Origin of the sequence: Pseudomonas sp. UBT, assembly GCF_050915955.1 — a bacterium.
Taxonomy (GTDB): domain Bacteria; phylum Pseudomonadota; class Gammaproteobacteria; order Pseudomonadales; family Pseudomonadaceae; genus Aquipseudomonas; species Aquipseudomonas antarctica_A.
This window is the reverse complement of sequence record NZ_CP168080.1, coordinates 54,791-80,316: the sequence shown is the minus strand read 5'-3', so window position 1 is coordinate 80,316 and position 25,526 is coordinate 54,791. Positions and strand designations below refer to the sequence as shown.

Below are 25,526 nucleotides of genomic sequence, written 5' to 3'. Positions count from 1 at the left end.
TCAGGGTTGATAGCCCATCCGCCAACTCACGGCCCGGGTCGCGGCCAGCAAGCGCTGCGCCGCCGGGCCATCTTCATCGGCGTGGAACAGCGAGGTGGGGCCGACCACGGTCATCACCGCCGCCACGTGCCCGATTGCGTTGAACACCGGCGCCGACAATGCATCGACGCCGGGCATCAGCAAGCCATGCACAAAGTGCAGGCCACGGCTGCGGATCTGTTCACACGCGCTGGCGTAGGCCTGATCATCCGCCAGGGCATGGGCGATACCGGCCTGGATCTCACGCTCGCGCAATTCGACGGTCTCCCGCGAGGGTAAATAAGCGCTGAACACCAACCCGGTGGACGAGCTGAGCAGCGGCAAGACCGAACCCAACTGCGTCACCACCGTGATAGCGCGCACCGCCGGCTCGATGTGCACCACGGTCGCGCCCTGGTTTCCCCATACCGCCAAAAAGCAGGTCTCATTCAGATCATCGCGCAGCTCCGCCAGGGGCAGGGCGCCGACTTTCAACACATCCATGCTGCCCAGCGCCGCCAGGCCCACGCGCAAGGCTTCACGGCCCAGGCCATAGTGGTTGGTGGCGGTGTTCTGTTCGGCAAACCCCGAGGCGATCAGTGCCTGCAAATAGCGGTGGACCTTGCTCGCCGGCATCTGCACGTGCTCGGCCAGGCGCGACAGCGAGGTGGCCGGGGACAGTTCGGCGAGGGCCTTGAGGATATCGGTGCCCACTTCGGCCGAGCGGACTTTCTGTTTACCGGTGTCGCGGGGCTTTTCCATGGGGGAGCGAGAATCCGAGAGATGAATGGGCGTCTTTATAGCTTGACGGTCGATAGTGATCAAATTACGTTATGCGTAACTGGATTACGATAAAAACAACTTCCGTACTGAGGATGATCCATGAACCTCGATTACCTGTCGGGCTTCGGCAATGAATTCGCCAGCGAAGCCCTGCCCGGCGCGCTGCCCGTCGGCCAGAATTCCCCGCAAAAAGCGCCCTATGGCCTGTACACCGAACTGTTTTCCGGTACCGCCTTCACCATGGTGCGCAGCGAAGCCCGGCGCACGTGGCTGTACCGCATTCAGCCATCGGCCAATCACCCGGCTTTCGTGAAGCTCGAACGGCAACTGGCTGGTGGGCCGTTGGGCGCTGTGACGCCGAATCGCCTGCGTTGGAACCCGTTGGATATGCCCGCCGAGCCGACGGACTTTATCGACGGGCTCGTAGGCATGGTGGCCAACTCAGGGTCTGCAAACCCCTCAGGCATCAGCATCTATAACTACCGCGCCAACCGTTCCATGGAGCGGGTGTTCTTCAACGCCGACGGCGAACTGTTGATCGTCCCCGAGCAGGGCCGGCTGCGCATCGCCACCGAGTTGGGCGTACTGGACCTCGAGCCGCTGGAAATCGTCGTGCTGCCGCGCGGCCTTAAATTCCGTGTCGAACTGCTGGACGCCCAAGCGCGCGGCTACGTCGCCGAAAACCACGGCGCGCCGCTGCGCCTGCCGGACCTGGGGCCTATCGGCAGCAACGGCCTGGCCAACCCGCGTGATTTCCTGACGCCGGTCGCGCACTACGAAGGCCTCAAAAAACCGACCACGCTGGTACAGAAGTTCCTCGGCGAGTTGTGGGCCTGTGAGCTGGACCATTCGCCCCTGAACGTGGTCGCCTGGCACGGCAATAACGTGCCGTACAAATACGACCTGCGCCGCTTCAATACCATTGGCACCGTCAGTTTCGATCACCCGGACCCGTCGATCTTCACCGTGTTGACCTCGCCCACCAGCGTGCATGGCCTGGCCAACCTCGACTTCGTGATTTTCCCGCCGCGCTGGATGGTGGCCGAGAACACCTTCCGGCCGCCGTGGTTCCACCGCAACCTGATGAACGAATACATGGGCCTGATCCAGGGCGCCTACGACGCCAAGGCCGAAGGTTTCCTGCCCGGTGGTGCGTCGCTGCACAGTTGCATGAGCGCCCATGGCCCGGACGGCGAGACGTGCACCAAGGCCATCAATGTGGAACTGGCGCCGCACAAGATTGATAACACCATGGCCTTCATGTTCGAGACCAGCCAAGTGCTGCGCCCCACACAGTTCGCCCTGGAATGCCCGCAACTGCAAAACACTTACGACGCGTGCTGGGCCTCGCTGCCCGCCACCTTCAACCCGAACCGGAGATAACCCATGACTCAACCAACGCTAACCCGCAGCTGGGTGGACTCCGCCAACGGTCACCGTGATTTCCCGTTGCAGAACCTGCCGTTGGGTGTGTTCAGCATCAACGGCTCGGCACCGCGCAGCGGCGTGGCCATTGGCGACGCGATCCTCGACCTGCATGCCGCGCTGGACGAATTTGACGGTGAAGCCCGTCGCGCAGTTGAAGCGACGGTGGGTGGCCAGCTGAACGCCTTTTTCGAGCTGGGCCGTGGCCCGCGCGTGGCCTTGCGCGAGCGGCTGCTGGAGCTGCTCGCCGAAGGCAGCAAGCTGCAAACCCGTGAAGCGCAGGTGCTGCACCGCGCCGCCGATTGCCAGATGCACCTGCCGGCGAAAATCAGCGATTACACCGACTTCTATGTCGGCATTGAACACGCGCAAAACGTCGGCAAACTGTTCCGTCCCGACAACCCATTGCTGCCGAACTACAAGTACGTGCCGATCGGTTATCACGGCCGCGCCTCGACCATTCGCCCGTCGGGCACGGATGTACGCCGGCCCAAAGGCCAGACGCTGCCCGCCGGCCAGACCGAGCCAACCTTCGGCCCCTGCGCACGCCTGGATTACGAATTGGAGCTGGGCATCTGGATCGGCCAGGGCAATGCCATGGGCGACTCGATTGCGATTGGTGACGCCGCAGAGCATATCGCCGGTTTCTGCCTGCTCAACGACTGGTCGGCGCGGGATATCCAGGCTTGGGAATACCAGCCACTGGGCCCGTTCCTGTCCAAAAGCTTTATCACCAGCATCTCGCCGTGGGTGGTGACGGCCGAAGCGCTGGCGCCGTTCCGCAAAGCCCAACCGGCACGCCCCGAAGGCGATCCGCAACCGCTGCCGTACCTGCTGGACACGCGTGACCAGGCCGCGGGCGGCTTTGACATCGAACTGGAAGTGCTGCTGACCACCGCCTCGATGCGCGAGCAAAACCTGCCGGCCCATCGCCTGACGTTGAGTAACACCCAGCACATGTACTGGACCGTGGCACAAATGGTTGCACACCACAGCGTCAACGGCTGCCAGTTGCAGGCCGGTGATCTGTTCGGTTCGGGCACCTTGTCCGGCCCGCAGCCGGGGCAATTCGGCAGCCTGCTGGAAATTACCGAAGGCGGCAAAAAGCCGATTGAACTGGCCTCCGGCGAGGTGCGCAAGTTCCTCGAAGACGGCGACGAAATCATCCTGCGCGCCCGGTGCAGCCGCGAAGGGTTTGCCTCCATCGGCTTCGGCGAGTGCCGTGGCACTGTGGTCGCGGCGCGCTAAGAGGGCAGGGCGATGGAACTCTATACCTACTACCGTTCTACGTCGTCGTACCGGGTGCGTATCGCCCTGGCGCTCAAGGGGTTGGACTTCAGCGCCGTGCCGGTCAACCTGCTGGTGCCGCCCGGCGGGGCCAATCGCCAACCGGCGTACCTGGCGATCAACCCGCAAGGCCGGGTGCCGGCGCTGCGTACCGACGAGGGCGAGTTGTTGATTCAGTCGCCAGCGATCATCGAGTACCTGGACGAACGTTATCCACAGGCGCCGCTGCTTTCCAAAGACCTCGCAACCCGTGCCCATGAGCGCGCGGTGGCGTCGATCATCGGCTGCGATATTCACCCGTTGCACAACTCCAGCACCCAGAACCTGCTGCGCCAGTGGGGGCATGACGAGGCGCAATTGCTGGAGTGGATCGGGCACTGGATCAGCCAGGGCCTGGGTGCAGTCGAGCAATTGATTGGCGATAAAGGCTTTTGCTTTGGCGAGCAGCCGGGGATGGCGGATGCGTTTCTGATTCCGCAGCTGTATGCGGCCGAACGCTTCAAGGTGCCGTTGGCGGCGTACCCGCGCATTGGGCGCGTGGCGGCGTTGGCGGCGCAGCATCCGGCGTTTGTGCAGGCGCATCCGGCTAATCAACCGGATACCCCAGAAGCACCCTGAATCAATGTAGGAGCTTGCTCGCGAATGCGTCGGATCAGTCGAAACATTTGTCGCTGACACATCGCTTTCGCGAGCAAGCCCGCTCCCACATTTTGATCGGCGACATCCTCATAAAAATAACAGGTACCTTGCGATGCACAATCAGATTGCCAGCTTTCGCGCGGCACTCGACGCCCGTCCGGTGTCGCGCTATCAGTGGTTGATTCTCCTGTTGCTGGCGTTGCTGCTGGTAACCGATGGCTACGACGCGCAGGTGCTGGGCTATGTGGTTCCAGCATTGGCGAAGGATTGGGGCCTGGAAAAAGCGGCATTCGGCCCGGTATTCAGTGCCAACCTGCTGGGCCTGACGCTGGGCTCGTTGCTGGTGACGCCACTGGCTGACCGCTTTGGCGTGCGGCGCATCCTGCTCGGCTGCGTACTGATCTACGCCAGCCTCACGGTGTTGATGGTGTTTGCCAATTCGCTGACCACGCTGATGGCCGCACGGTTTATCTGCGGTATTGGCATGGGCGGCGCAATGCCGAGTGCCATGGCGTTGATGTCGGACTATTCGCCGCCCCGGATGCGCACCTTGATGGTGACCCTGGCCGCGTGCGGTTTCTCGTTCGGCGGCGCGGCGGGTGGTTTCGTGGCCGCAGGGTTTATCGATGGTTTCGGTTGGCAGGCGGTATTCCTCGCCGGCGGCGTGACGCCGTTGCTGCTGTTTCCTTTTCTGATGTGGCTGTTGCCGGAATCCCTGCCGCGCCTGCTGCGGGATGCGCCGCCGTATGCGCGCTTGCGCAAAGTCACTGGTCGCATGCTGCCCGACTGGCAACCGCCGTTGGCGAGCGAAGCCGAAAACCTTCAGGAGCGGGGCAGCAAACTCACGGTGGTCGAGCTGTTCCGAAATGGTTACGCGCGCCCGACCGTGTTGATCTGGGCGACCTTTTTCGTCAGCCTGATCCTGCTGTATTTCATGATCAGTTGGCTGCCGTCGTTGTTGCTGGAAAGTGGCCTGGCGCTGAACGAAGCCAACCTGGTGACCTCGATGTTCCTGTTCGCCGGCACGTTGGGCGCCATCGGCATGGCCTGGTTCGCCGACCGCCTGAAAAGCAAGGTACGGCTGCTGTCCGGCGTGTTGGCAGCGGCGGCGGTATGCACCATTTTGCTGGGCCTGAACCACGATAATCCGCGCTATCTGGTGGCCTGTGTATTCGCCGCCGGATTTTGCATCATCGGTGGGCAACTGACCCTCAATGCCTTCGCCAGTAACTTCTACCCGGCGCATGTGCGCGCCACCGGCACTGGCTGGGCGTTGGGCGTGGGGCGATTCGGGTCAATCCTGGGGCCGCTCTTTGGCAGCATGTTGCTGGCGATGCATATTCCGGTGGAGCAGATTTTCTTCTTCTGTGCGATTCCGGCGGTGATTGCGGCGCTGTTGATCATCCAGGTGCGCTCGCCTGTACCGACTGCGCCGAAGAGCCCGCTGTATAGCGATATTCTCAAGGCGCCGGCCAATCACTGATTGACCGGTTGACGCGGTTTATGTGGCGAGCCGGCTCGCCACACAGCACGTATTTCAGTGCACCACTGAGTTGGGCGGCAGGTGCCCCAGCCGCTCCGTCAGGCGCAGGCGCTGGATCGGGTCCTCGCTGAGCAACAAGGCGTGCTCGAGGTCAAAACGTTCGGCGCTCGGGCAATCCAGGCGCTGGTACAAACTGGCCCGCGCCAGGTAGTCGGCGGCGCTGGCGTTGCCCAGTTCCAGCACGCGTTCGGCGTCGACCAGCGCGGCCAGCGGGTTGTCGTTGGAGAGGTGCAGTTGGCGCAGGTTGCGTGACAACCGTTGCAGGATCGAGCGCGGGTCGGCGGTCAGCAGGTGGTCGGCGTGTAACTTGAGATTCGGCCCGTACTGGCGATGCAGCAATTCTCGGCAGTCATTGGGGTACAGGCGCCGCCCGCCGCAGGGGTCCAGCAGGTGATCGGCGCCGGGCACCCGCAGCAGGAAATGGCCCGGGAAGTTCACGCCCACCATGGGGATATCCAGGCGCCGCGCCAACTCAAGCGCGATCAGGCCCATGGCCAGGGGTTGCCCGCGTTTGCGTTGCAATACCTTGTCGAGCAAGGCCGCCGCCGGGCGCAGCGGGGTGAAGTCATCCTGGGCGAACCCCAAGTCATTCATGCGCCGCAGCAGCGGCTGGCCGAGTTCATCCGCCGGCAACATGGGCATGCCAACGCTGACCTGTTGCTGCAGCACAATGAGCTCTTGCAGGATCAGCAAGGGCTGCACGGCGGGGTCGTGTTCGGCAGCAATCCACAGCGCAGCTTCAAACAGCGCAGGGGGTGAACGGTCCAGGCAGGCGAAAAAGGCTTTGCGGGGATTCATTGCGTTCTCCGGCGGATGCCCCCGTTTTAGCCTTGCTGTGAATTTTCGTCCAGTGACTTAAGCAATAACCGACGTGCTTATGTCGCAGACCCCACGAAATCCGGCGGCTTATTCCAGCGCACTTCGGCAGTTTTCTACCGCAAGCCTATACTTGGGCCTCTACCAGAAGTGATTCGGGAGCTCGACGATGTTTGCGCTTATGCACAGCACCCGCCTTGAGTCGCTGCACCTGAGCGTCGACGCGGTCACCGGGCTGAAGGCGGTCATCGCCATTCATAACAGCCGCTTGGGGCCTGCCTTGGGCGGTTGCCGTTATCTCGCTTACCCCGACGATGAAAGTGCCGTGGCCGATGCCGCGCGCCTGGCCCAAGGCATGAGCTACAAAGCCGCCCTGGCCGGCCTGCAGGTGGGCGGCGGGACGGCGGTGATCATCCGTCCCGTGCACGTGGAAAGTCGCGCCGCCTTATTTGAAGCGTTTGGCCGTTGCATTGAAAAACTCGATGGCCGCTTCGTTACCTCGATCGACAGCGGCACTTCAGTGGCCGACATGGACTGCATCGCCCAGCACACGCGCTTCGTCACCAGCACCACCGCCGCCGGCGACCCCGCGCCCCATGCTGCCATGGGCGTTTTCACCGGCATCCGTGCCGCCGCCATGGCCCGCCTGGGCAGTGACAACCTCGAAGGCTTGCGCGTTGCGGTGCAGGGCCTGGGCAATGTGGGTTACGCCCTCGCCGAACAACTGCATGCCGCGGGCGCTGAATTGCTGGTAAGCGACATCGACCACGGCAAGGTACAGCTCGCCATGGAGCAACTCGGCGCACACCCTATCGCCAACGACGCCTTGCTCAGCACGCCTTGCGACATTCTCGCGCCTTGTGGCCTCGGTGCGGTGTTCAATCGGCACAGCGTCGGCCAACTGCGTTGCGCCGCCGTGGCCGGTTCTGCCAGCGCGCAACTGACCACCCTGGACATCGCCGACCAGTTGGAAGGGCGCGGCATCCTCTACGCCCCGGACTACGTGATCAACTCAGGCGGCCTGATCTACGTTGCCCTCAAACACGCCGGCGCCGAGCTGGCGGACATCACCGCGCACCTTTCCAACATCGGTACGCGCCTCACCGAAATCTTCGCCCACGCCCAGGCCGAAAAACGCTCCCCCGCACGGGTGGCGGATGAGCTGGCCGAGCGCCTGCTGTACAAATAGGCCAGGCATTAAAAAGGCCCTGAATCATTGATTCAGGGCCTGTTCAATTCGGGCTTTATTCCGCCGTTGGGTTCAGCAACTCGGACAAAGCGTCCGGTTGGCTCTTGAACGCCTTGGCAAATACATCGCGGTTCTTCGCCATGTAGATCCCGGCTTCTTCCACCTGCTGCTCGCTCAGGGACGGCACGGCTTTTTGCAACACTTCTGCCAGCAACTCAGCGAGTTCAAGCATTTTGTCATGACGGTCAGCTTCGGCTTTATCCATGAACAAACGCTCCAGATCTCGGCTGCTGCGGTATACCACTTCGACGGCCATTTACCACCTCACATGCCTTCACGATAGTTGTCTTTTTCGACTACTGTATTTATATACAGCTAAAAGAGTAAGCCAAACCCTGGGGTTTGGGTAGCAGTTTTTTAATGTAGCCGGGAAATAGGGGTTTGCTACAACGGAAGTTTCTGACAACACGCTGAGGTTGCCGAGTAATCCTACGGTGGCTTACCTTCTCCGGGCCTTGCATCGCAGGGCCGAGCTTGGCGGCTCGAACACGAAAAGGAGAACTTTCTTGATTAGTACCGGAGCCGCACCATGGAAAACAATACTCACCGTACCGCCGATGCTTTGAATTCCGAGCCGCCCGTCACGCTATTTGGCGTCACACCTACAGTGGACACAGAAACCCTTCTGGCAAACGCCAGCGAAACCCTAAGCAGCGCCCGTGAAATGGCCAATACGCTGGCATTCGACCTTGAAGGCCCGCAGCGAAGCCTGGTCTTGGCGATTCACCAACTAGTGGAAATGGGCGGCTTATTGGTCGACCGAGCCCTGGAGCACGTCGCACCGGCCTGAGATTTAGACCCGGTCGTTCCTGCGTGAGTGGGAACGATCCAAAAAGTCTTTGCGTAATCTTGGATTTTTTCTGTTACTCACTTCATCGCTTGGAACACGACAGTAAAAACGTCAGCGACTAGACTTCCTCTTCATCGACAACGGAGGCATTTATGGACACTTCCTTTTCCTCAGGCATCCCAACAGATACCGAAGCGCAGGCCGACAGCTACGACCGCTGGTTTCGCGCCAAAGTGCAAGCTGCTCTCGATGACCCAAGCCCAGGTATTCCTCATGATGAGGTGATGGCCGAGATGCGTGAGCTAATCGAATCCAAACGCAAGAAAGGCGATGCTGGTTGAGTGGGCCCCCGCAGCGCGGGCACAACTCCGGCAAATTACTGATTACATCAGCGACCGCAATCCAGTGGCAGCGCTTGAGCTGAACCAGGCAATAGAAGCCTGTGTGCTGGCGCTATCTCGTAGACCCCACCTTTACCGCCCTGGACGTGTCGTCGGCACGCGAGAAATGGTGGTGCATCCGAATTATCTGGTCGTCTATCAGGTGACCGACAGCATTCGGGTTCTCTCGGTTTTACACGCACGCCAGCGATATCCTTCATAGATCCGCTTCTCGGATGAGTAAAGTATCTACTCTGCTCATCTTCGTAAGTGTCTCATGTCACCCCGCCATCATCTTATACGTGCCTCTGGCCTTTTTTCTGCATGCAAAACAACCGTCACGTCCAACCCGCATTATCCGGTCGAGCCGACCTAAGGAAGCATCATCGTGAAAATCAACTGGGCCGAAAAGCTGCGCCGGCAAGTCCATGGGCTGGCCGAGTCGCTGGGCAATCTGTTCGTCGAGACGTTCCATTACCTGGCGCTGTTCGCCATTGGTGCGGTGACCGCCTGGGCAGCGGTGATGGAGTTTCTGGGGATGCTGGAGACCGGGCACATCAAGATTGATGACATCTTGCTGCTGTTCATCTACCTGGAACTGGGCGCGATGGTCGGGATTTACTTCAAGACCAACCACATGCCGGTGCGCTTCCTGATCTACGTGGCGATCACTGCGCTGACGCGCCTGCTGATTTCCAACGTGTCGCACCACAATCCGCCTGACATCGGCATCATCTACCTGTGTGGCGGCATTCTGCTGTTGGCGTTCTCGATTCTGGTGGTGCGCTACGCCTCGTCGGCGTTCCCGTCGGTGAAGGTTGAAGGCCCGCGCCGCAAGGGCGAAGCGAGCCTGGAAACCGAGAAGGGCGAGCTTTAAAGTCCAACGCTGAAGGGCAGGGTGCGGGCGGGCGGTGGCTGCAGGAGTTTGTGGCTGTCGCCGTCCGTCATCACCGTGAGTATTTCCATGGCGCTGTGGCCCTGCTCGATGGCGATGCCGAATTGAATACTTTGCACCAGCCGTTTGAGCCGCTGCGGGTCGTTGCGTTGTTCGGCGCTGATCATGCGTTTGGCCACCACGCCGTCCTCATTCGAGAGGGTGAGCATGATGCTGCCATCCAGCCGTTGGATGCTCAGGTTGACGCGGTAGTTGGGGGTGAAGGTGTCGGTGATGATCTGAAAAGGATTGTCCATGGTGCGTTACCGCCTGATAGGAACATGCAGTCATTGACGACCGGTGTCAGGATTAGTTCGCGTTGCCTGACCATCGGCCACTCCGTCGCTGAGGTTTCACAAAGTCCGTTTGCCTCATGAGCTGTACAGCAAGGGCCGTGCCGTAAAGCAATCCATCACCCAGTGATAGTCCAATGTGGGAGGGGGCTTGCTCCCGATAGCGGTGTATCAGTCAATAAATGCTCGGCTGAAGGACCGCCATCGGGAGCAAGCCCACTCCCGCATTTGTTTTGTGTTGTTCTTGAGGGCGGTGGGCTATTTCAGGGCAATACCGAGAAAACGATCGCAGACAGCGCAATCAGCCCGATCACCACCACAAACACATTCGACAGTTGGCCCGAGTACTGGCGCAGAGACGGCACGCGGCGAATCGCGTACATCGGCATCAGGAACAGCAGGCACGCGATGATCGGCCCGCCCAGGGTTTCGATCATGCCCAGGATGCTTGGGTTGAAAGTGGCCACGGCCCAGCAGGTCAGCACCATGAACAGTGCGGTGCAGCGTTCCAGCCCTTTGGACGACATCGAGCGGTTACGCCCGCGCAGGGATTTGACGATCAGCCCCTGGAAGCCTTCGCTGGCGCCGATGTAGTGGCCGAGGAAGGATTTGGTAATGGCCACCAGCGCGATCAACGGCGCGGCGTAGGCGATCACCGGGGTCTGGAAGTGGTTGGCCAGGTACGACAGGATCGAAATGTTCTGCGCCTTGGCGGCGGCCAAGTCAGCTGGCGACAGGGCCAGCACGCAACTGAAGCAGAAGAACATCACCGTCAGCACCATCACGCCGTGGGCAGTGGCGAGGATGCCGCTGCTTTTGCGCTCGGCCTGGGCGCCATACACGCGCTTCTGGTCAACCGCGAACGCTGAAATGATCGGTGAGTGGTTGAAGGAAAACACCATCACCGGGATCGCCAGCCACAGGGTCTTGAAGAACAGCGGTAACGGCATGCCTTCGCTGGCCGAGGCGAAAAATGCGCCGTTCCAGTTGGGGATCAGGCTCACGGCCAGCAATAGCAGGGCGGCGACGAACGGGTACACCAGCACACTCATGGCCTTGACGATCACACCCTGGCCGCAGCGCACGATGGCCATCAGACCGAGGATCAACACCAGCGACAGGATCGCCCGCGGCGGCGTGGCCATGTGCAGTTGGTGTTCCATGAAGCTGCTCAGCGTGTTGGTCAGCGCCACGCTGTACACCAGCAGGATCGGGAAGATGGCGAAGAAGTAGAGCAGGGTGATCAGCTTGCCGGCACCGACGCCGAAGTGTTCTTCGACCACGTCGGTGATGTCGCCGGATTTGCCTGACAATACAAAACGCGTCAGCCCACGATGAGCAAAGAAGGTCATCGGAAAGGCCAGCAACGCCAGCACGATCAGCGGCCAGAAGCCGCCGACGCCAGCATTGATTGGCAGGAACAAGGTGCCTGCGCCGATGGCGGTGCCGTAGAGGCCCAGCATCCAGGTGGTGTCGTGTTTGGTCCAGCCAGTTGTTACGGTGGTCTCTGAAGCAGGATTTTCGGCAGCAGGTGTACGTACATCGGTCATCGGTATTGCCTCGTTATTATTTTTGCGCGGGCTCACGTATGGGGCGGGTAAAAGTGCTCCGATCAGCACTCCACCCAGCTGACCGCCAGGCCGCCCCGTGAAGTTTCTTTGTATTTGTCATGCATATCGGCGCCGGTATCGCGCATGGTGCGGATTACCCGGTCGAGGGAAATGAAGTGTTTGCCGTCACCGCGCAGGGCCATTTGTGTGGCATTGATGGCTTTGACGGCAGCGATGGCGTTGCGCTCGATGCACGGCACTTGCACCAGGCCACCGACCGGGTCGCAGGTCAGGCCGAGGTTGTGTTCCAGGCCGATTTCGGCGGCGTTTTCCAGTTGTTCCGGGGTGGCGCCGAGGATGTCAGCCAGGCCGGCGGCGGCCATGGCGCAGGCGGAACCCACCTCGCCCTGGCAACCGACTTCGGCGCCGGAGATCGAGGCGTTCTTTTTGCACAGGATGCCGACGGCCGCTGCAGCGAGGAAGAAATTGACCACATCATCGTCGGACGCGTCCGCGTTGAACTTCATGTAGTAATGCAGCACCGCTGGAATGATGCCTGCCGCGCCGTTGGTTGGCGCAGTGACCATACGCCCGCCGGCAGCATTTTCTTCGTTGACGGCGAGGGCGAACAGGTTGACCCATTCCATGGCCGACAAGGTCGAAGTGATGACATTGGGTTTGCCGATTTCCAACAGGCTGCGGTGCAATTTCGCCGCACGGCGTGGCACATCAAGGCCACCTGGCAAGATGCCTTCATGGCGCAGGCCTTGCTCTACGCATTCGCGCATCACTGACCAGATATGCAGCAGCCCGCTGCGGATGTCTTCATCGCTGCGCCATGCGCGTTCGTTGGCCATCATCAATTCCGAAACCCGCAGGCCGTGCGTGTTGCACAGGGCCAGCAGTTCGACGGCGCTGGAAAAGTCGTAGGGCAATTCCACATCGCTGGCAGGCGCAATGCCTGAGGCAGCTTCAGCCGCTTCGATGATGAAACCACCACCTACCGAGTAATAGGTTTGTTCGCTGAGCAGGCCGCTGTCGCCGTAGGCGTGCAGGGACATGGCGTTGGGGTGATAGGGCAGGCTTTCGTCCAGCAGGAGCAGGTCTGTGTGCCAGTTGAAGGCAATGTCCTGCTTGCCCGCGAGCAATAAACGGCCGGACTCGCGCAATTGCTGGATACGCGCGTTGATCGAGGTGGGATCGACCTTGTCCGGCCATTCGCCCATCAGGCCCATCACGCAGGCGCGGTCGGTGGCATGGCCGACGCCGGTGGCGGACAACGAGCCGTACAGACGCACTTCGACACGGCGTATGTCGTTCAGCAAATGTTGGTCGGTGAGGGCTTGGGCAAAGGTCGCCGCCGCCCGCATCGGGCCGACGGTATGCGAGCTGGAAGGGCCGATGCCCACCTTGAATAGATCGAAAACACTGATAGCCATGCTAAAGCCTTACAAGCAATGGAGTAGAAATCGCTGCCATGTTTTGTAGGACGAGCGGAATTGGCGCGATACTGAGCCTCTGGATCGGCACTGACCAACGAATTATCCTAAGACACCCTTTAGCAGGACTAAACCCTATGGCCCGCCCCCTTCATGGTCAGACGTATGTCTGGCTGCACGTTTTTTCCTGTGCTGCGCGGCATCTGTCGTTCACCCGCTGCGCCGAAGAACTGCACATCACACCGGGGGCGGTGAGCCAGCAAATCCGCCAGTTGGAAGAGCGTTTGGGCTTTCGCCTGTTTCATCGACGTGCGCGCGGGGTGGAACTGAGTGCCGAAGGGCAGCGATTGGCGGCGACGGTGGGGGAGGCCTACGGCAGCATCGATGCCGAATTGCAGCGGTTGGACGCGGGGATGATCAGCGGCACCTTGCGGTTGCGTTCTATCCCCTCGTTTCTCGGCAAGTGGCTGACCCCGCGCTTGCCACGCCTGCAGCAACGTTTTCCGGATATCCAGCTGCGCATGGTCGCCGAAGACAGCAGCATCGCGCTGCACGAGGGTGACTTCGACCTGGCCATCGACTTGAACGACGGCAGCTACCCCGGCCTGTTATCCACAGCCCTGCTCGATGAACAAATTTTCCCGGTGTGCGCCCCCAGCCTGCTGCGCGGCCGCCCGCCCTTGCATGGCCCGGCTGACCTGGTGCATTTCCCGCTGTTGCATGACATTACTGCCTGGCGTGGGAGTTATGAATACGCCGAGTGGGAGTTTTACCTGAACGCCATTGGCTATCACCAAGCCGATGTGCGGCGCGGGCACACCTTCAACCGCAATCACCTGACCATCGAGGCTGCCATCGCCGGCATGGGCGTGGCCATCGCGCGGCGCACGTTGCTCAATGATGAACTGGAGCGCGGCACCTTGATCGTGCCGTTTGGGCTGGCCGTGCCCAACCATAAACGCTACGTGCTGCTTTACGCGCCGGGCGCGCTCAGCCATCCGGGCGTACGTGCGGTGCATGACTGGCTGGTGGAAGAAGCGGGGATTTTTCGCGGATTGCACCCGTTGGGGGAGGGGCAATTGTAAGGTTCGCTGGGCGTAAGAAGATGTAACTAACTCCCCACCCTAACAGCGTTTTTGCTCGTAGTCAGACTTAATTTGTAATGTGGGATTTATCTTTGCAAAGGACTTGAAATGTTCTTCTGACTGCTCAATTGTGTAATCAAGAGGTCATGGTTTCACCACCCCGGTGTTGCAGTTTGTGACCTCTCGCGAGCTAGCTGAAATAAGGGAAGAACTATGCAAATCCAAGTCAATAGCGATAACCATATTGAAAGCAGCATCCGACTGGAGGAGTGGGTACGTACTACCATTGAGAGCACGCTCGAACATTATGAAGAGCACCTGACCCGTGTCGAGGTCTACCTGAAGGACGAAAATGGCGACAAGCCTGGTCCCCACGATTTAAGTTGCCGTCTGGAAGCACGGCCAAAGGGCCATCAACCGCTGTCGGTATTGCATAAAGCCGATACCCTGGAACAGGCGATCGACGGTGCAGCCGTCAAGCTGGAGCATGCGCTGGAACATCTGTTCGGCAAACTGCAAGGCAAGCCACGCGCTGCCGGGAAAAGCCAGCCGACCACCAAAGTCAATGAAGATGAGCTTGAACAGGAGTTTCTGGAAAAAGAACGTGCGGTCTTTAACAGCTGATAGCTGACGGTCTTTCATCCCTACTAAAACGGGCCTGCATTTGCAGGCCCGTTTTCGTTTATTTGGCGCGTCGGAAAAAATACCCGCTCAACACCGCCAACCCGCAAGCGCCCAGGCCCGCAAAGAGCATCGCCCAACCGACGCCGTGGCGCAGCGCGGCCTGGGCATCGGTGGGGGCCAGCGCCAACACGTCCAGCTTGCCCGCCGCAATATGCTGGCTGATTTCTGGCCAATTCATGGCCGTGGTTTCGGGGAGCAGGCTCGCGAGGTGATGGTTGATTCCCAGCAACAGCACCAGCCCCATCAGCGCGATATTGAGGGCCAGGGTTATCAGCCGTGCACTGAGGTCGATGCCCGAGGCCATGCCCGCGCGGTCGGCTGACACCGAGCCGGTGGTGGTGTTGGTGGTGGGCGAATTGGTCAGCGCCAGGCCCACGCCGGCCATCGCGCAGCTGAAAAGCACCCAGGCAATGCTCGGATGCTCGGCACCATTGGCCGCTGCCATGGTGATAAATCCTGCGCCCATCAAGCCCAGTCCCAAGGGAATGATGCGTTCTGCGCCATAGCTCAGGGCCAGGCGTTCGGCCAACGGTGGCACCAGCAACGTGGGCAGGGTGTAGGCGAGCAGGGCGCCGCCGGTGGTCATCGTGTCGTAGCCCAGGCCGGCCTGGAAGTAGAGCGGCAGGTAGATCATGAATGGCCAGAAGCTGAAATTCATGCCGATCGAGCCCATCAGCGCGCCGTTGAAGCGCTGGATGCGGAACACCGAGAAATCGAACATCGGCTGGGCGCTGCGCCTTTCAATCAGGATAAATAGCAGCAGCCCGGCCAGCGACAAGCCTGCCCAACCGAGCATGGCCGGTGCGCCGAAGCCGTTCTCGCTGCCCTGGGTGATGAAGTACACCAGCGCAAATACCGACAGCGTCAGGGTCAGCATGCCGGCAATGTCGAGTCGATGGCCGGCCGGGTCGCGGGATTCCTCGACGCTGATGCGCAGCAACACCAAGGTCAACAGGGTGAGCGGCGCATGCACGAGGAACACCCAGCGCCAGTCCGCTACCGCCAAAATCAACGCGCCCACCATCGGTCCGAAGCCCAGGCCCACGCCCGCGATCACGCCCCATATTGCGAAAGCGCGCGCCCGTGCCGCGGGTTCACGAAACCGGTGCGAAAGAATTGCGAACTGACAGATCATCATGGCACCGGCGCCCAAGCCCTGGACAAAACGTGCAGCGATCAGCGTGGACGCGTCGTTCGCCAACCCACACGCCAGCGAGGCCAGCCCAAACAGCCACAAGCACAGCACCAGCATGCGCCGACGCCCAAAGCGATCGGCCAGTGTGCCCGCTGCCATCAAGACGCTGGTGCAGGCCAGGGTGTAGGCATTCATGATCCATTGCGCGTCCTGAAAGCCCGTGCCCAACTGCTGTTCCAGGGTTGGCAGGATGACCGGCACGCTGGAGATTTCCAGGCCGAACATCAGGGCTACGAGGCAGACGGCGGTGAGGGCAACGCCATCTCTGGCAGTACGCGGGGCGCTGACGACCGATACAGCGGCGGCGGGCGGCATGGGTGGTTCCTTTCGATTGGGTGAGAGCAGTATTCTCGCGGGAACAGGGTTCTTTATTTGTGATAAGTTTTCCGTCAATAAGGGAATTAAAGGCGACAATAGACTCATGGCCACCCCGCGTTTTGATGGCGTCGAACTCTTCCTGCAAATCGTCGAGAGCGGCAACCTGACCGAAGCCGCCGAACGCCTGAACCTCACGCGTTCGGCGGTGGGCAAGGGGTTGGCGCGGTTGGAGGCCCGTTTGGGCACCTGCCTGTTGCAGCGTTCTACCCGCCGCCAGCGTCTGACCGAGGACGGGCAGGCTTATTACGAGCATTGCCTGCGTGCACTGGCAGAGTTGGAGGCCGCCGAATCGGTATTGGAGAGTGGCCGCCAGCAGCCGCGTGGGCGGTTAAGGGCAAGCTTGCCGCTGGCCTTCGGTCACCACTATGCGGCACCTGCTTTGTGGGGCTTGATGGATCGGTACCCGCAATTGGAAATCGAGATTTCCTTCTCTGACCGGCTGACGGATCTGGCGCAGGAAGGCTTCGACGTTGCCGTGCGTATCGGCCCGCTCCCGGATACAGACCGCCTGAGTGCACGCCGCCTGGGCGAACAGTCCGTGGGCCTGGCCGCTTCACCGGCCTATTTGCAACGTGTCGGGCGGATTGAATGTATCGAGGACCTCGCCGGTCATCGAGGCATTGCCTACCGTTGCGCTACTTCGCATAGCTCGGGGGTGATATCACCTTTGGTGCTGGACGACCTCCAGGCCGTGGCCGATGCCGCCATTGCTGGCGTGGGCCTGGCCTGGTTGCCGAGCTGGTTGATTGCGCACTATGTGCTGCGTGGCCAACTGGAAGCGGTACTGCCGAGCTACCGCGACCAGCCTGCGCCGATCCATGTGATTTGGCCCACGGCCGCGCACATGCCGGCCAAGACGCGCTGCGCCATCGACGCTTTGGTCGCCAGCACGCCGAGTTGCTTGGCGGGCAGCTAGCGCCCAATCGAAAAGGCCGAACTCCTGTGGGAGCTGTCGAGCCCCTGCGAGGCTGCGAAGGCGATGGCACAGGCAAAATTAGTTGCCTGACCCACCGCTTTCGCAGCCTCGCTAAAGCTCGACAGCTCCCACAGGGTCTTGCATCGTTTGTAAGGTCCCACGCCTTAATTGAAGCGCTATGACTCAGGCAGTTAAAACGCGATGGAGGTTTGCACGTAGACGGTGCGCGGCTCGCCCACGTATTTGCCCTTGTTGTTGTCGTCGAACGAGCGGGTGAAATACTGCTTGTTGAAGATATTTTTCACACCGACTGCTACGTTCAAGTCCGACAGTTGTGGGCCGAAGTCATACGCCGCGCGGCTGCTGAACAGCATGTAGCCGGGGATGCGTCCGTTCGCGCCGTCGGCGGTTTCAGCCTGGGTGTTGGCGTTGTCGGCGAACTGGCTGCTCTGGTAGCTGCTGTCGAGGTTGAGCTTCCAGCGGCCTTCGGTGTAACCCACGCCGAGGGTGCCTTTGTGCTTGGACGAAAAGGGTACGCGGTGGCCTTTGTTCGGGCCGTTTTCACGGATGGTCGCGTCCACATAGGCATAAGTGGCGTACACATCAAACCCCGCGAGCGCCGGGCTCAAACCGTCGAGCGCGTAGTTGATGCTCGACTCGATACCCTGATGGCGCGTTTCACCGCGCGCGATCACCGAATCGTTGGTCTGGTTGCTGTCGTACTGGTTGTCGAAGTTGATCAGGAACGCGCCGATTTCCGCACGCAAGGTGCCGTTGTCATAGCGTGTGCCGAGTTCCCAGGTGCGGGCTTTTTCCGGTTTCACTTCGCCGCTGGTCACGCGGTTCGGCATTTGGCTGTACTGCACGCTGCCGAATGAGCCTTCGGTGTTGGCGTAGAGGTTCCAGTCTTCGGTGAGGTGGTAAAGCACGTTCAACGCCGGCAGTGCGGTGTTGTAGTCGCCTTTGTACTTCACGTTGGTCAGGTTGTTGGTCTGCTGGGATTCGATCATCTCGTAGCGCACGCCCGGGGTGATGGTCCACTTGCCGATATCAATGCGGTCATCGACGAAAAACGCATTGGCCTCGGTGGCGCCGCGGGTGTCGCGGTCATTGCGGCTGTTGGTGGTCGGCAACTGCTGGTTGGCGCTGATCGGCGTGCGGTAGCGCAATTCGTGGCCAGCTTCGTTGATGTAGCGGTAGCCGACGCCCACTTCATGGCTGCTCGGGCCTATGTCGAAGCCTTGGGCGAAACGGGTTTCCAGGCCACGTACCCAGTACTCGCGCGGTGACAGCGAGAGGAAGCTGCCCTGGTCCAGGTAGCCATTACGCAACGTTGTGGTGAAGAAGGTGTTGGCGGTGAATTCGCGGCGGTCTTCCTGGTAGCGGTAACCGGCGTTGAACATCGTACGGCGGCCCCAGAATTTGTCGTAGGGGCGCGTGGACTGGTACGGATCAGCCTTGTAGTCCTTGACGTTCAAGCCGCCGGGCATATCGGCCTGGCCTTCGTAGTACTGCGCCATGGCATTGAAGCTGTTGGCGTCGTCCAACTGGTATTTGCCCTTGAGGATCAGGTCGTCGATGCGCGTGTTGCTGTTTTCGCGCCAGTCGCCGCCACGCGTGCCGGAGTACAGGATCGCGCCGCCCAGGCCATTGTCCGCGGTGCCGCCGGCCAGCAGGTTGCCAGTGGTCTTGAAGCCGTCGTGGCTGGAGGATGGGCTGGTCTCGGTCTGCAAGCCGCCTTTGACCGTCGGCGCATCCGGGATCGCGCGGGTCACGAAGTTGACGATGCCGCCGACGTTTTGCGGGCCGTAGCGCACTGCGCCGCCGCCGCGTACCACGTCTACCGCGTCCATATTGCCCATGCTGATCGGCGCGAATGACAGCTGCGGCTGGCCATACGGTGCGAAGGGCACCGGGATGCCGTCCATCAGCACGGTGGAGCGCGATGCCAGGCGCGGGTTGAGGCCGCGAATGCCGAAGTTCAGCGCCATATCGTGGCTGCCGGTGCCGTTGTTTTCCGGGGCGTTGACGCCGGGAATGCGGTTGAGCACGTCACGGGCCTGGGTCGCGCCCTGGCGCTCGAACTCTTCACGGCGGATCACATCACGCGCACCAGGGTGTTCGAACACGTTGGTTTGCGCCGCGTCGCCGAGCCAGTCCCCGACCACGCTTGAGGTTTGCAGTTCGACGGTAGCGGGGCCGTTGGCCGGTTGCAGGCTGTAGGCGTTATCACCTTCGGCGCGGGCTTGCAGGCCCGTGCCCTCCAGCAGTTTTTGCAGGCCTTCGGCAGCGCCGTAATTGCCCGACAACCCACCGCTCTGCATGCCGGCCGTGACCGCGGAACCGAAAGAAATCAACACGCCAGCCTCACGTCCAAATTGATTCAGCGCTGCTTCCAGGGTCGCCGGGGCGATGTGATACGGCTTGGCATCGGCGGCCATCACCTGCGGCAGCACGGTAAGACTGAGGCTGGCGCCCAGTAGGAGTTGGCGCAAGGTGCGGGCGAGAAGCGTCGGTTGCTGGGGCATGAAGAGCGGTCCTGAGAAGGAAAGATCAAGGTGGCTTTCCTTCTCTGTCACGCGAGGTGTGGAAATCGGCTCACTTACGGGTAAAAAAGTGCTGAAATAATTTTAGGCGCGAGCCTGGACCGTCACCCAGTAGCGGGTAAACCGCCGCACTTTGACCGGCAGGCTGACTTCCAGCAGGTCGAGGATGCGCTCGCTGTCGTCCAGCGGGTAGCTGCCGGACAGCAGCAGGTTGGCCACTTGCGGGTCGCAATTAAGCTGGCCACGGCGATAGCGGCCCAGCTCGGCGAGAAAATCCTCCAGACGCATGTGCGCGGCCACCAGCATGCCGTCGGACCAAGCGCCGCTGTTGGCGTCGGTGGGCAGTGGGGTGTCCCAGCCTTTACGGGTGAAATTGACCTGGCGCGTGGCCTCGACGCTCAGCGGCAGGCCGCGGTAGCCGTTGGGCATTATGTCGACAGTGCCGTCAAAAACGGCCAGTTGGGTATGGTCGTTGAACTGGCGCACATTCAGCCGTGCGGCCTGGCTGCTGAGCAAACCCTGGCCGGTGAGTACATGCAGCGGCGTATTGCCGGCGCGGGCAGTCAGCAGCATTTCGCCCTCAAGCAGGCGGATCAAGCGTTGGCTGCCATCAAAATGCACATCCACCGCGCTGCCGGTGTTGAGCTGCAACCGGCTGCCGTCGGCCAATTGCACATTGCGCCGTTGGCCGTTGGCCGACGGGGCTGCGGTAGTCGGCGGTCAATGGCGGCAAAATATGCTGCTGGCGCAGGCCCCAGGCGGCCGAGCCCGCACCGAGGATCAGCAACAGCTTCAGGGCCTGGCGCCGGCTGCTGGATTTGGGCGCACTCAACGCGGCATGCGCCAGCGGCGAGGGCATGCCGCGCAGGCGCTGGTTCACGCGCTGCATATGGTCCCACGCGCGCTGATGTTCGCTGTGGGCGTTCAGCCATTGTTGCCAGGCCGCTTGCTGGCGCGGGTTGAGCGCGCCTTGCTGCATTTCCATCAGCCAATGCACCGCCTGCTCGGCAACCTGGGTTGAAAAGTTCACAGGGCGAAGTAGCAGCGCATCGCCGCTTTATTCAGGTGGCGTTTGACCGTGGCGATGGAAATGCCCAGCTCGGCGCCGATTTGTGCGTAGGTCAGACCGTCAAGCTGGGCCAGCAGGAATGCACGTTTGACCAGGGTGGGCAGGCCGTCGAGCAGTTGGTCCAGCTCCAGCAGGGTTTGCAGGATGATGGCGCGTTCTTCTTCAGAGGGCGCCACGTGTTCAGGGCTCTGCGCCAGTGCCTCGAGGTAGGCGCGTTCCAGGTCCTGGCGGCGGTAGAAGTTGAACAGTACGCGCTTGGCGACGGTGGTGAGGAAGGCGCGGGGTTCGATCAGCGTTGGGGTTTCCCGTGCGGTGAGCACGCGGATGAACGTGTCCTGCGCCAGGTCGGCCGCGCTTTCCGGGCAGCCGAGTTTGCGTCGCAACCAGCCGGTGAGCCAGTGGTGATGGTCGTTGTACAAAACTTCGACGGTATTGGACGGCTGCAACGCAATCACTCCACAAGCATTGGCATGCTCTAGAGAACAAGAATTGTTCGCATTGTAGGGGGCTTGACAAGGTTCGGCAATCCGCCCGAGCAGATGAATCATCCGTTCTCTTTTGCTTATGAGAATATTTATCATTAATATTGCGCGCTGATGAACCTGGCGCCTCCCGCATGAAAAGCAAACGCTCACTGCCTGTTACCTACCGTCTAGCCGTCACCTCGCGCGTGCTGGCAGCCGTGGTGGGTGGCTATTTGATGGCGTCCCTGGCCAGCATTTGCCTGGCGCTGTGGATGCCGACTTCCCGCGCCGACGCGGTGGTCACCGGGATGATGAGTTCATTTGTGTTTTACCTGCTGGCGGTGCTCTGGTGTTTCGCCTGCCGCACGGCATGGCGCGCATGGGCGGGTGTAATGGTGCCGAGTGCACTGTTTGCCACCTTGGCGGGCGTGGGTTTGTGGATGGCGCGCACATGAAAGAGGGCTTTCGCCAGGCCATGGCCTGGTTGCACACATGGGCGGGATTGATATTTGGCTGGCTGCTGTTTGCGATTTTCCTGACCGGCACCTTGTCCTATTTCAAGGACGAAATGACCCACTGGATGCAGCCCGAAGTGCGGGCCTATCCACTGGACGACGCGCGCAGTCTCGCTGCCGCGCAAACCTATTTGCAGCAACAGGCGCCCAACGCCGCGCGCTGGTTTATCACCTTGCCGGACAGCCGCGACCCGGGCCTGTCGGTGATGTGGCAAGACAAACTCGACCCCGGCAAGCGGGGCAACTTCATCCACAAGGTCCTCGACCCTGTCACCGGCCAACCCGTCCAGGCCCGCGAAAGCACGGGCGGCGAATTCTTCTACCGATTCCACTTCCAGCTGCAAATGCCTTACCCGTGGGGCCGTTGGCTGTCGACCATTGCCGCGATGGTGATGTTCGTCGCGTTAATCACCGGCATCATCACCCACAAGAAAATCTTCAAGGACTTCTTCACCTTTCGCCCACGCAAAGGCCAGCGTTCCTGGCTTGACGGGCATAACGCGGTAGGTGTGCTGGTGTTGCCGTTTCACCTGATGATCACCTACAGCAGCCTGGTGATATTTATGAACATGGTGATGCCTGCGCCGATCGCTGCCTCCTACGGCAGCGACAGCCGCGCGTTTTTCAACGAAGTGTTCCCCGCGATCAACAATGCGCCGGCGCTCGGCCAGCCCGGCAAATTGCTGCCGTTGTTGCCAATGTTTGAGCAGGCCCGCACGCAATGGGCGGGCGGCCATGTCGGTCGTTTGGTGGTGAATAACCCGAGTGATGTGAATGCGTCGGTCAATGTGGTCCGCGCGGGCTCCGACAGTGTGGTGCAGGATTTCGGCAGCACCCTGTCATTCAATGGCACCACTGGCGAGCTGTTGCGGGTGAGTGGCGAGCAGTCACTGCCGGCGGCAATCAGCGGCAGCTTCTATGGCCTGCACATGGGCCATTTCGCTGGCCCGGTGCTGCGCTGGCTGTACTTTATCTGTGGCCTGGCGGGCACGGCGATGATCGGCACCGGCTTGGTGATATGGCTCGGCAAGCGTCAGTTCAAGCACGCTAAAACCTCGGTGATGCCGTTTGAACTGCGGCTGGTGGAAGTGCTGAATATCGCCAGCATGTCCGGGCTGATGCTCGCCATCGCAGGGTTTTTCTGGGCCAACCGCTTGTTGCCGGTGAGCTTCGCCGAGCGCTCCGACTGGGAAATAAATACCTTTTTTATTGCCTGGGGCCTGAGCCTGTTGCACGCCGTGCTGCGTCGAGGCCGCCAGGCTTGGGTTGAGCAGTTGAGTCTCGGCGCGCTGTTGTTTGTGGCGGTCCCACTGCTTAACGCGCTGACCACCTCGCAGCATTTGGGCGTATCACTGGCCAGCGGCGACTGGGCCATGGCCGGCTTCGACCTGACCTGCCTGGCCAGCGGTCTGTTCCTGGCGTGGGCCGCCTGGAAGATGCAGCACCGCACGGCGCCGCAGCCCAAGGTCGAACGTGCACCCGCATTGACGCTCAAGCAGGAGGCGAACTGAATGCTGCTCGCATTGCTGATGTGTTACGCCGGGTTTGCCGCGCTGTGCCTGTCCACCGATCGTCATCATGGCGAACTGCTGCACAGCAAGCCTTCGCCACCTCGACGCCTGACGTTACGTACGGCCGGTGGGTTGCTGCTGGTGCTGTCGACGTGGCCAGCGGTGGCAGCCTCGGGTTGGGCTCAAGGTTTGGTGGAGTGGTGCGCTGTGTTGATGCTCAGCGCACTCTTGCTGGTGTTGTTGTTGCCGTATCGGCCAAGGCTGGCCTTGAGCCTGGCGGGTGTCGGCCTGCTGGCCAGCCCGGTTGCTGCCTTCGCCCTGTTTTGAGCCTGCCATGATGATCAGCACGCCACCCGAATCCCAGGACAGCCCGCATACCGATGCGGCCGGTGGGCGTGCGCATTTCCTGCAGGTGTTTTTATCCCAGCGCTCGCAAATGGAGGCGCTGGTCAGCCGGCGCGTGGGTTGCCGCGCTACGGCGGCCGACCTGGTGCAAGACCTGTTCCTGCGCTTTTGGCGTCGACCGTTGGTGCAGGTCGAAGAGCTCAGCACCTACCTGTTGCGCTGCGCTGGCAACATCGCCATCGACCATTTGCGCAGTGAAGGCGCGCGCGTGCGCAGCAGCGAAGGTTGGTTGCCGGAACAACAGGACAACCAGGGCTCCGAACCCCAGGCAGCCCTCGAAGCGGGCAATGACCTGCGCCACGTCGAAGCCGCCTTGCGCAGCTTGCCGGAGCGTACCCGGCAGATTTTCCTGCTCAACCGCATCCACGGCCGCAAATACACGGAAATTGCCAAGGCCATGGGGCTGTCCCAAAGTGCCGTGGAAAAACATATGATGCGTGCCCTCGAAGCCTGCAAGGCCAGCCTTCGCGAACCCTCTTGCCCACGCACGCCAGGGAAAGCACCGTGAACGTTACCCCCACGCCCGCCCAGGAACAGGCCGCACTCGACTGGTTGAGCCTGCTGCACGATCAGCCCAGCAGTGGTGACCAAGCCACGTTCAGCCGCTGGTTACGGGCTGACCCCGCGCACGTCGAAGCCTATTCACGGGCCCAGGTGCTGTGGGAGTTGAGCGAAGTGCCGGCACGCACACTGGCGGACGAAGATGCAGTGGCGTTGCAGGGCTATCTCAACTCAATGAGCGGCTCAAAACGCGCGCGTGTTGTGCGCGGGGCCGGTGCCTTGGCCATGGCCGCGTGTTTGCTGGTGATGGTGTCCCTGGGCGCGGGTTGGCAGCCATCGCGCTGGGTTGATGACTTCGGCGCCGATTACGTGACAGCGCCAGGCGAGGTGAGGACCGTAACCCTGGCGGATCAAACCCAAGTGACCCTGGATGCCGACAGCGCCATTGCCGTGGATTTCAGCCATGGCGAGCGGCACATCCAGTTGCGCCGTGGTGCGGGTTTTTTCCGCGTGACCCACACCGGCCAGCCCTTTGTAGTCGAGGCCGGCAGCGGTGAGGCGCGGGTCTTGGGCACGCAGTTCGAAGTGCGCCTGCAACCGGCCGGGGCCCAGGTGACGGTGCTGTCCGGCCGGGTTGGCGTAACGCCGTCCAGGCAAGGGCAGCAGCAGGTGCTGACGGCAGGCCAGCAAGTGGCCTACGCCGACGGTGTGGCCGATGCCCTGCACGCGGTCGACAGCGAATCGCGCCTGGCCTGGCGCGACGGCTGGCTCAATTACTACAAAGCGCCGTTGGCCGAGGTGGTTCAGGACCTTAGCCGTTACTACCCTGGGCGAATCCTTCTGCTCAACGACGAGATGGCCGCCAAGCGTGTCAGCGGGAGTTTTCCGAGCAAGGACCCAGTGGCAGTTTTGAGTGCCTTGCAGGCGGTCCTGGGCTTTGAACAGCACACCGTGCTGGGCCGCATGATTGTATTGCGCTAGACATTAATCCCCTCCGTCGCCACCTCCTGCGTGGCGATTGTATGAAATATTTTCCTCTGTTTATTTTCTCCATATCGCTGTAGGCCAGGTATTGCGCTGCCTGCAGGTCTTTCATTTAACCTTCATCCCA

The 25,526-nt window shown here is 61.2% G+C and carries 26 protein-coding genes and 1 pseudogene; 17 read left to right on the top strand and 10 right to left on the bottom strand.

The annotated features are described in order from the left end of the window. Positions 1–780 (bottom strand): IclR family transcriptional regulator, encoded by a 780-nt coding sequence (locus ACDZ94_RS23465; RefSeq protein WP_432751586.1) that lies wholly within the window; start codon positions 778–780, stop codon positions 1–3. A gap of 120 nt (positions 781–900) precedes the next feature. Between ACDZ94_RS23465 and hmgA the strand changes: the two genes are divergently transcribed. From hmgA to ACDZ94_RS23445, 4 genes are all read left to right on the top strand, one after another. Further along, complete coding sequence (gene hmgA / locus ACDZ94_RS23460) at positions 901–2,184, top strand: homogentisate 1,2-dioxygenase (protein ID WP_432751585.1); 1,284 nt, start codon at positions 901–903, stop codon at positions 2,182–2,184. 3 nt (positions 2,185–2,187) lie between these two features. Further along, the gene (gene fahA / locus ACDZ94_RS23455; protein WP_064450831.1) at positions 2,188–3,474 is read left to right on the top strand and encodes a fumarylacetoacetase; all 1,287 of its coding nucleotides are present in this window, start codon (positions 2,188–2,190) and stop codon (positions 3,472–3,474) included. A gap of 12 nt (positions 3,475–3,486) precedes the next feature. Next, a complete protein-coding gene (maiA, locus tag ACDZ94_RS23450) occupies positions 3,487–4,131 on the top strand; it encodes a maleylacetoacetate isomerase (protein ID WP_221294004.1) in 645 nt (214 codons plus the stop codon). A 133-nt stretch (positions 4,132–4,264) separates the two neighbouring features. Beyond that, positions 4,265–5,635, top strand: a complete 1,371-nt coding sequence (locus ACDZ94_RS23445; protein WP_262667081.1) for an MFS transporter — start codon at positions 4,265–4,267, stop codon at positions 5,633–5,635. Positions 5,636–5,689: 54 nt separating this feature from the next. Here ACDZ94_RS23445 and ACDZ94_RS23440 read toward each other — a convergent pair whose 3' ends face one another. Then, entirely contained in the window at positions 5,690–6,493 is an 804-nt protein-coding gene (locus ACDZ94_RS23440; protein ID WP_221294005.1) for a SirB1 family protein, read from the bottom strand. A 187-nt stretch (positions 6,494–6,680) separates the two neighbouring features. On the opposite strand from ACDZ94_RS23440, the gene ACDZ94_RS23435 reads away from it, so the two are divergent. After that, the gene (locus tag ACDZ94_RS23435) at positions 6,681–7,700 is read left to right on the top strand and encodes a Glu/Leu/Phe/Val dehydrogenase family protein (RefSeq protein WP_064450835.1); all 1,020 of its coding nucleotides are present in this window, start codon (positions 6,681–6,683) and stop codon (positions 7,698–7,700) included. Between the two features lie 55 nt (positions 7,701–7,755). On the opposite strand, the gene ACDZ94_RS23430 is transcribed toward ACDZ94_RS23435, so the two are convergent. After that, positions 7,756–8,016 carry a YebG family protein gene (locus tag ACDZ94_RS23430; RefSeq protein WP_016974596.1) on the bottom strand — a complete coding sequence of 87 codons (261 nt, stop codon included), beginning with the start codon at positions 8,014–8,016 and terminating at the stop codon, positions 7,756–7,758. A gap of 273 nt (positions 8,017–8,289) precedes the next feature. Here ACDZ94_RS23430 and ACDZ94_RS23425 point away from each other — a divergent pair, with 273 nt between their 5' ends. The 4 genes from ACDZ94_RS23425 to ACDZ94_RS23410 all read left to right on the top strand — a co-directional run bounded on the left by ACDZ94_RS23425 (position 8,290) and on the right by ACDZ94_RS23410 (position 9,807). Then, positions 8,290–8,550 (top strand): DUF6124 family protein, encoded by a 261-nt coding sequence (locus ACDZ94_RS23425; protein WP_432751584.1) that lies wholly within the window; start codon positions 8,290–8,292, stop codon positions 8,548–8,550. Positions 8,551–8,702: 152 nt separating this feature from the next. Further along, entirely contained in the window at positions 8,703–8,891 is a 189-nt protein-coding gene (gene relB / locus ACDZ94_RS23420; protein WP_064450837.1) for a type II toxin-antitoxin system RelB family antitoxin, read from the top strand. Then, the gene (locus ACDZ94_RS23415) at positions 8,881–9,153 is read left to right on the top strand and encodes a type II toxin-antitoxin system RelE/ParE family toxin (RefSeq protein WP_082895828.1); all 273 of its coding nucleotides are present in this window, start codon (positions 8,881–8,883) and stop codon (positions 9,151–9,153) included. Before relB ends, ACDZ94_RS23415 begins: the two co-directional genes overlap by 11 nt. 165 nt (positions 9,154–9,318) lie before the next feature. Further along, positions 9,319–9,807 (top strand): phosphate-starvation-inducible protein PsiE, encoded by a 489-nt coding sequence (locus ACDZ94_RS23410; RefSeq protein ID WP_064450838.1) that lies wholly within the window; start codon positions 9,319–9,321, stop codon positions 9,805–9,807. Here ACDZ94_RS23410 and ACDZ94_RS23405 read toward each other — a convergent pair. The 3 genes from ACDZ94_RS23405 to ACDZ94_RS23395 all read right to left on the bottom strand — a co-directional run bounded on the left by ACDZ94_RS23405 (position 9,804) and on the right by ACDZ94_RS23395 (position 13,146). Further along, entirely contained in the window at positions 9,804–10,121 is a 318-nt protein-coding gene (locus ACDZ94_RS23405) for a DUF3509 domain-containing protein (RefSeq protein WP_064450839.1), read from the bottom strand. The two genes, ACDZ94_RS23410 and ACDZ94_RS23405, sit on opposite strands and share 4 nt — an antisense overlap. A 299-nt stretch (positions 10,122–10,420) precedes the next feature. Further along, entirely contained in the window at positions 10,421–11,707 is a 1,287-nt protein-coding gene (locus tag ACDZ94_RS23400) for a serine/threonine transporter (RefSeq protein ID WP_432751583.1), read from the bottom strand. Positions 11,708–11,769: 62 nt separating this feature from the next. Continuing rightward, positions 11,770–13,146: an L-serine ammonia-lyase gene (locus tag ACDZ94_RS23395; RefSeq protein ID WP_407017801.1), complete on the bottom strand. Its 1,377-nt coding sequence runs from the start codon at positions 13,144–13,146 to the stop codon at positions 11,770–11,772. A gap of 137 nt (positions 13,147–13,283) precedes the next feature. Here ACDZ94_RS23395 and ACDZ94_RS23390 point away from each other — a divergent pair, with 137 nt between their 5' ends. Further along, the gene (locus ACDZ94_RS23390) at positions 13,284–14,231 is read left to right on the top strand and encodes a LysR substrate-binding domain-containing protein (RefSeq protein ID WP_053254551.1); all 948 of its coding nucleotides are present in this window, start codon (positions 13,284–13,286) and stop codon (positions 14,229–14,231) included. A gap of 213 nt (positions 14,232–14,444) precedes the next feature. After that, positions 14,445–14,855 carry an HPF/RaiA family ribosome-associated protein gene (locus ACDZ94_RS23385; protein ID WP_064450842.1) on the top strand — a complete coding sequence of 137 codons (411 nt, stop codon included), beginning with the start codon at positions 14,445–14,447 and terminating at the stop codon, positions 14,853–14,855. A 58-nt stretch (positions 14,856–14,913) separates the two neighbouring features. On the opposite strand, the gene ACDZ94_RS23380 is transcribed toward ACDZ94_RS23385, so the two are convergent. Continuing rightward, positions 14,914–16,425: an MFS transporter gene (locus tag ACDZ94_RS23380; RefSeq protein WP_432751582.1), complete on the bottom strand. Its 1,512-nt coding sequence runs from the start codon at positions 16,423–16,425 to the stop codon at positions 14,914–14,916. Between the two features lie 106 nt (positions 16,426–16,531). On the opposite strand from ACDZ94_RS23380, the gene ACDZ94_RS23375 reads away from it, so the two are divergent. Further along, positions 16,532–17,404, top strand: coding sequence for a LysR family transcriptional regulator (locus ACDZ94_RS23375; RefSeq protein WP_432751581.1), 873 nt, complete (start codon positions 16,532–16,534; stop codon positions 17,402–17,404). 191 nt (positions 17,405–17,595) lie between these two features. On the opposite strand, the gene fecA is transcribed toward ACDZ94_RS23375, so the two are convergent. From fecA to ACDZ94_RS23360, 3 genes and pseudogenes are all read right to left on the bottom strand, one after another. Continuing rightward, positions 17,596–19,932 carry a TonB-dependent Fe(3+) dicitrate receptor FecA gene (gene fecA, locus ACDZ94_RS23370; RefSeq protein ID WP_432751580.1) on the bottom strand — a complete coding sequence of 779 codons (2,337 nt, stop codon included), beginning with the start codon at positions 19,930–19,932 and terminating at the stop codon, positions 17,596–17,598. A gap of 102 nt (positions 19,933–20,034) precedes the next feature. Then, positions 20,035–20,980, bottom strand: a pseudogene (locus tag ACDZ94_RS23365) (FecR domain-containing protein). Continuing rightward, on the bottom strand, positions 20,977–21,465 hold the full coding sequence (locus ACDZ94_RS23360; RefSeq protein ID WP_064454860.1) for a sigma-70 family RNA polymerase sigma factor: 489 nt from the start codon (positions 21,463–21,465) through the stop codon (positions 20,977–20,979). The pseudogene ACDZ94_RS23365 and the gene ACDZ94_RS23360 overlap by 4 nt, the downstream one beginning before the upstream one ends. A gap of 170 nt (positions 21,466–21,635) precedes the next feature. Between ACDZ94_RS23360 and ACDZ94_RS23355 the strand changes: the two genes are divergently transcribed. From ACDZ94_RS23355 to ACDZ94_RS23335, 5 genes are read left to right on the top strand one after another with little or no spacing between them, the layout of a single operon-like run. Beyond that, entirely contained in the window at positions 21,636–21,938 is a 303-nt protein-coding gene (locus ACDZ94_RS23355) for a DUF3649 domain-containing protein (RefSeq protein WP_064450846.1), read from the top strand. Then, positions 21,935–23,509, top strand: a complete 1,575-nt coding sequence (locus ACDZ94_RS23350; RefSeq protein ID WP_432751579.1) for a PepSY-associated TM helix domain-containing protein — start codon at positions 21,935–21,937, stop codon at positions 23,507–23,509. Before ACDZ94_RS23355 ends, ACDZ94_RS23350 begins: the two co-directional genes overlap by 4 nt. Further along, positions 23,510–23,836, top strand: a complete 327-nt coding sequence (locus ACDZ94_RS23345; RefSeq protein WP_064450848.1) for a DUF3325 domain-containing protein — start codon at positions 23,510–23,512, stop codon at positions 23,834–23,836. It begins immediately after the preceding gene. A 7-nt stretch (positions 23,837–23,843) separates the two neighbouring features. Continuing rightward, a complete protein-coding gene (locus ACDZ94_RS23340) occupies positions 23,844–24,422 on the top strand; it encodes an RNA polymerase sigma factor (protein WP_064450849.1) in 579 nt (192 codons plus the stop codon). Next, the gene (locus tag ACDZ94_RS23335) at positions 24,419–25,396 is read left to right on the top strand and encodes a FecR family protein (protein ID WP_221294014.1); all 978 of its coding nucleotides are present in this window, start codon (positions 24,419–24,421) and stop codon (positions 25,394–25,396) included. The genes ACDZ94_RS23340 and ACDZ94_RS23335 overlap by 4 nt, the downstream gene beginning before the upstream one ends. The last annotated feature ends 130 nt before the right edge of the window (positions 25,397–25,526 follow it).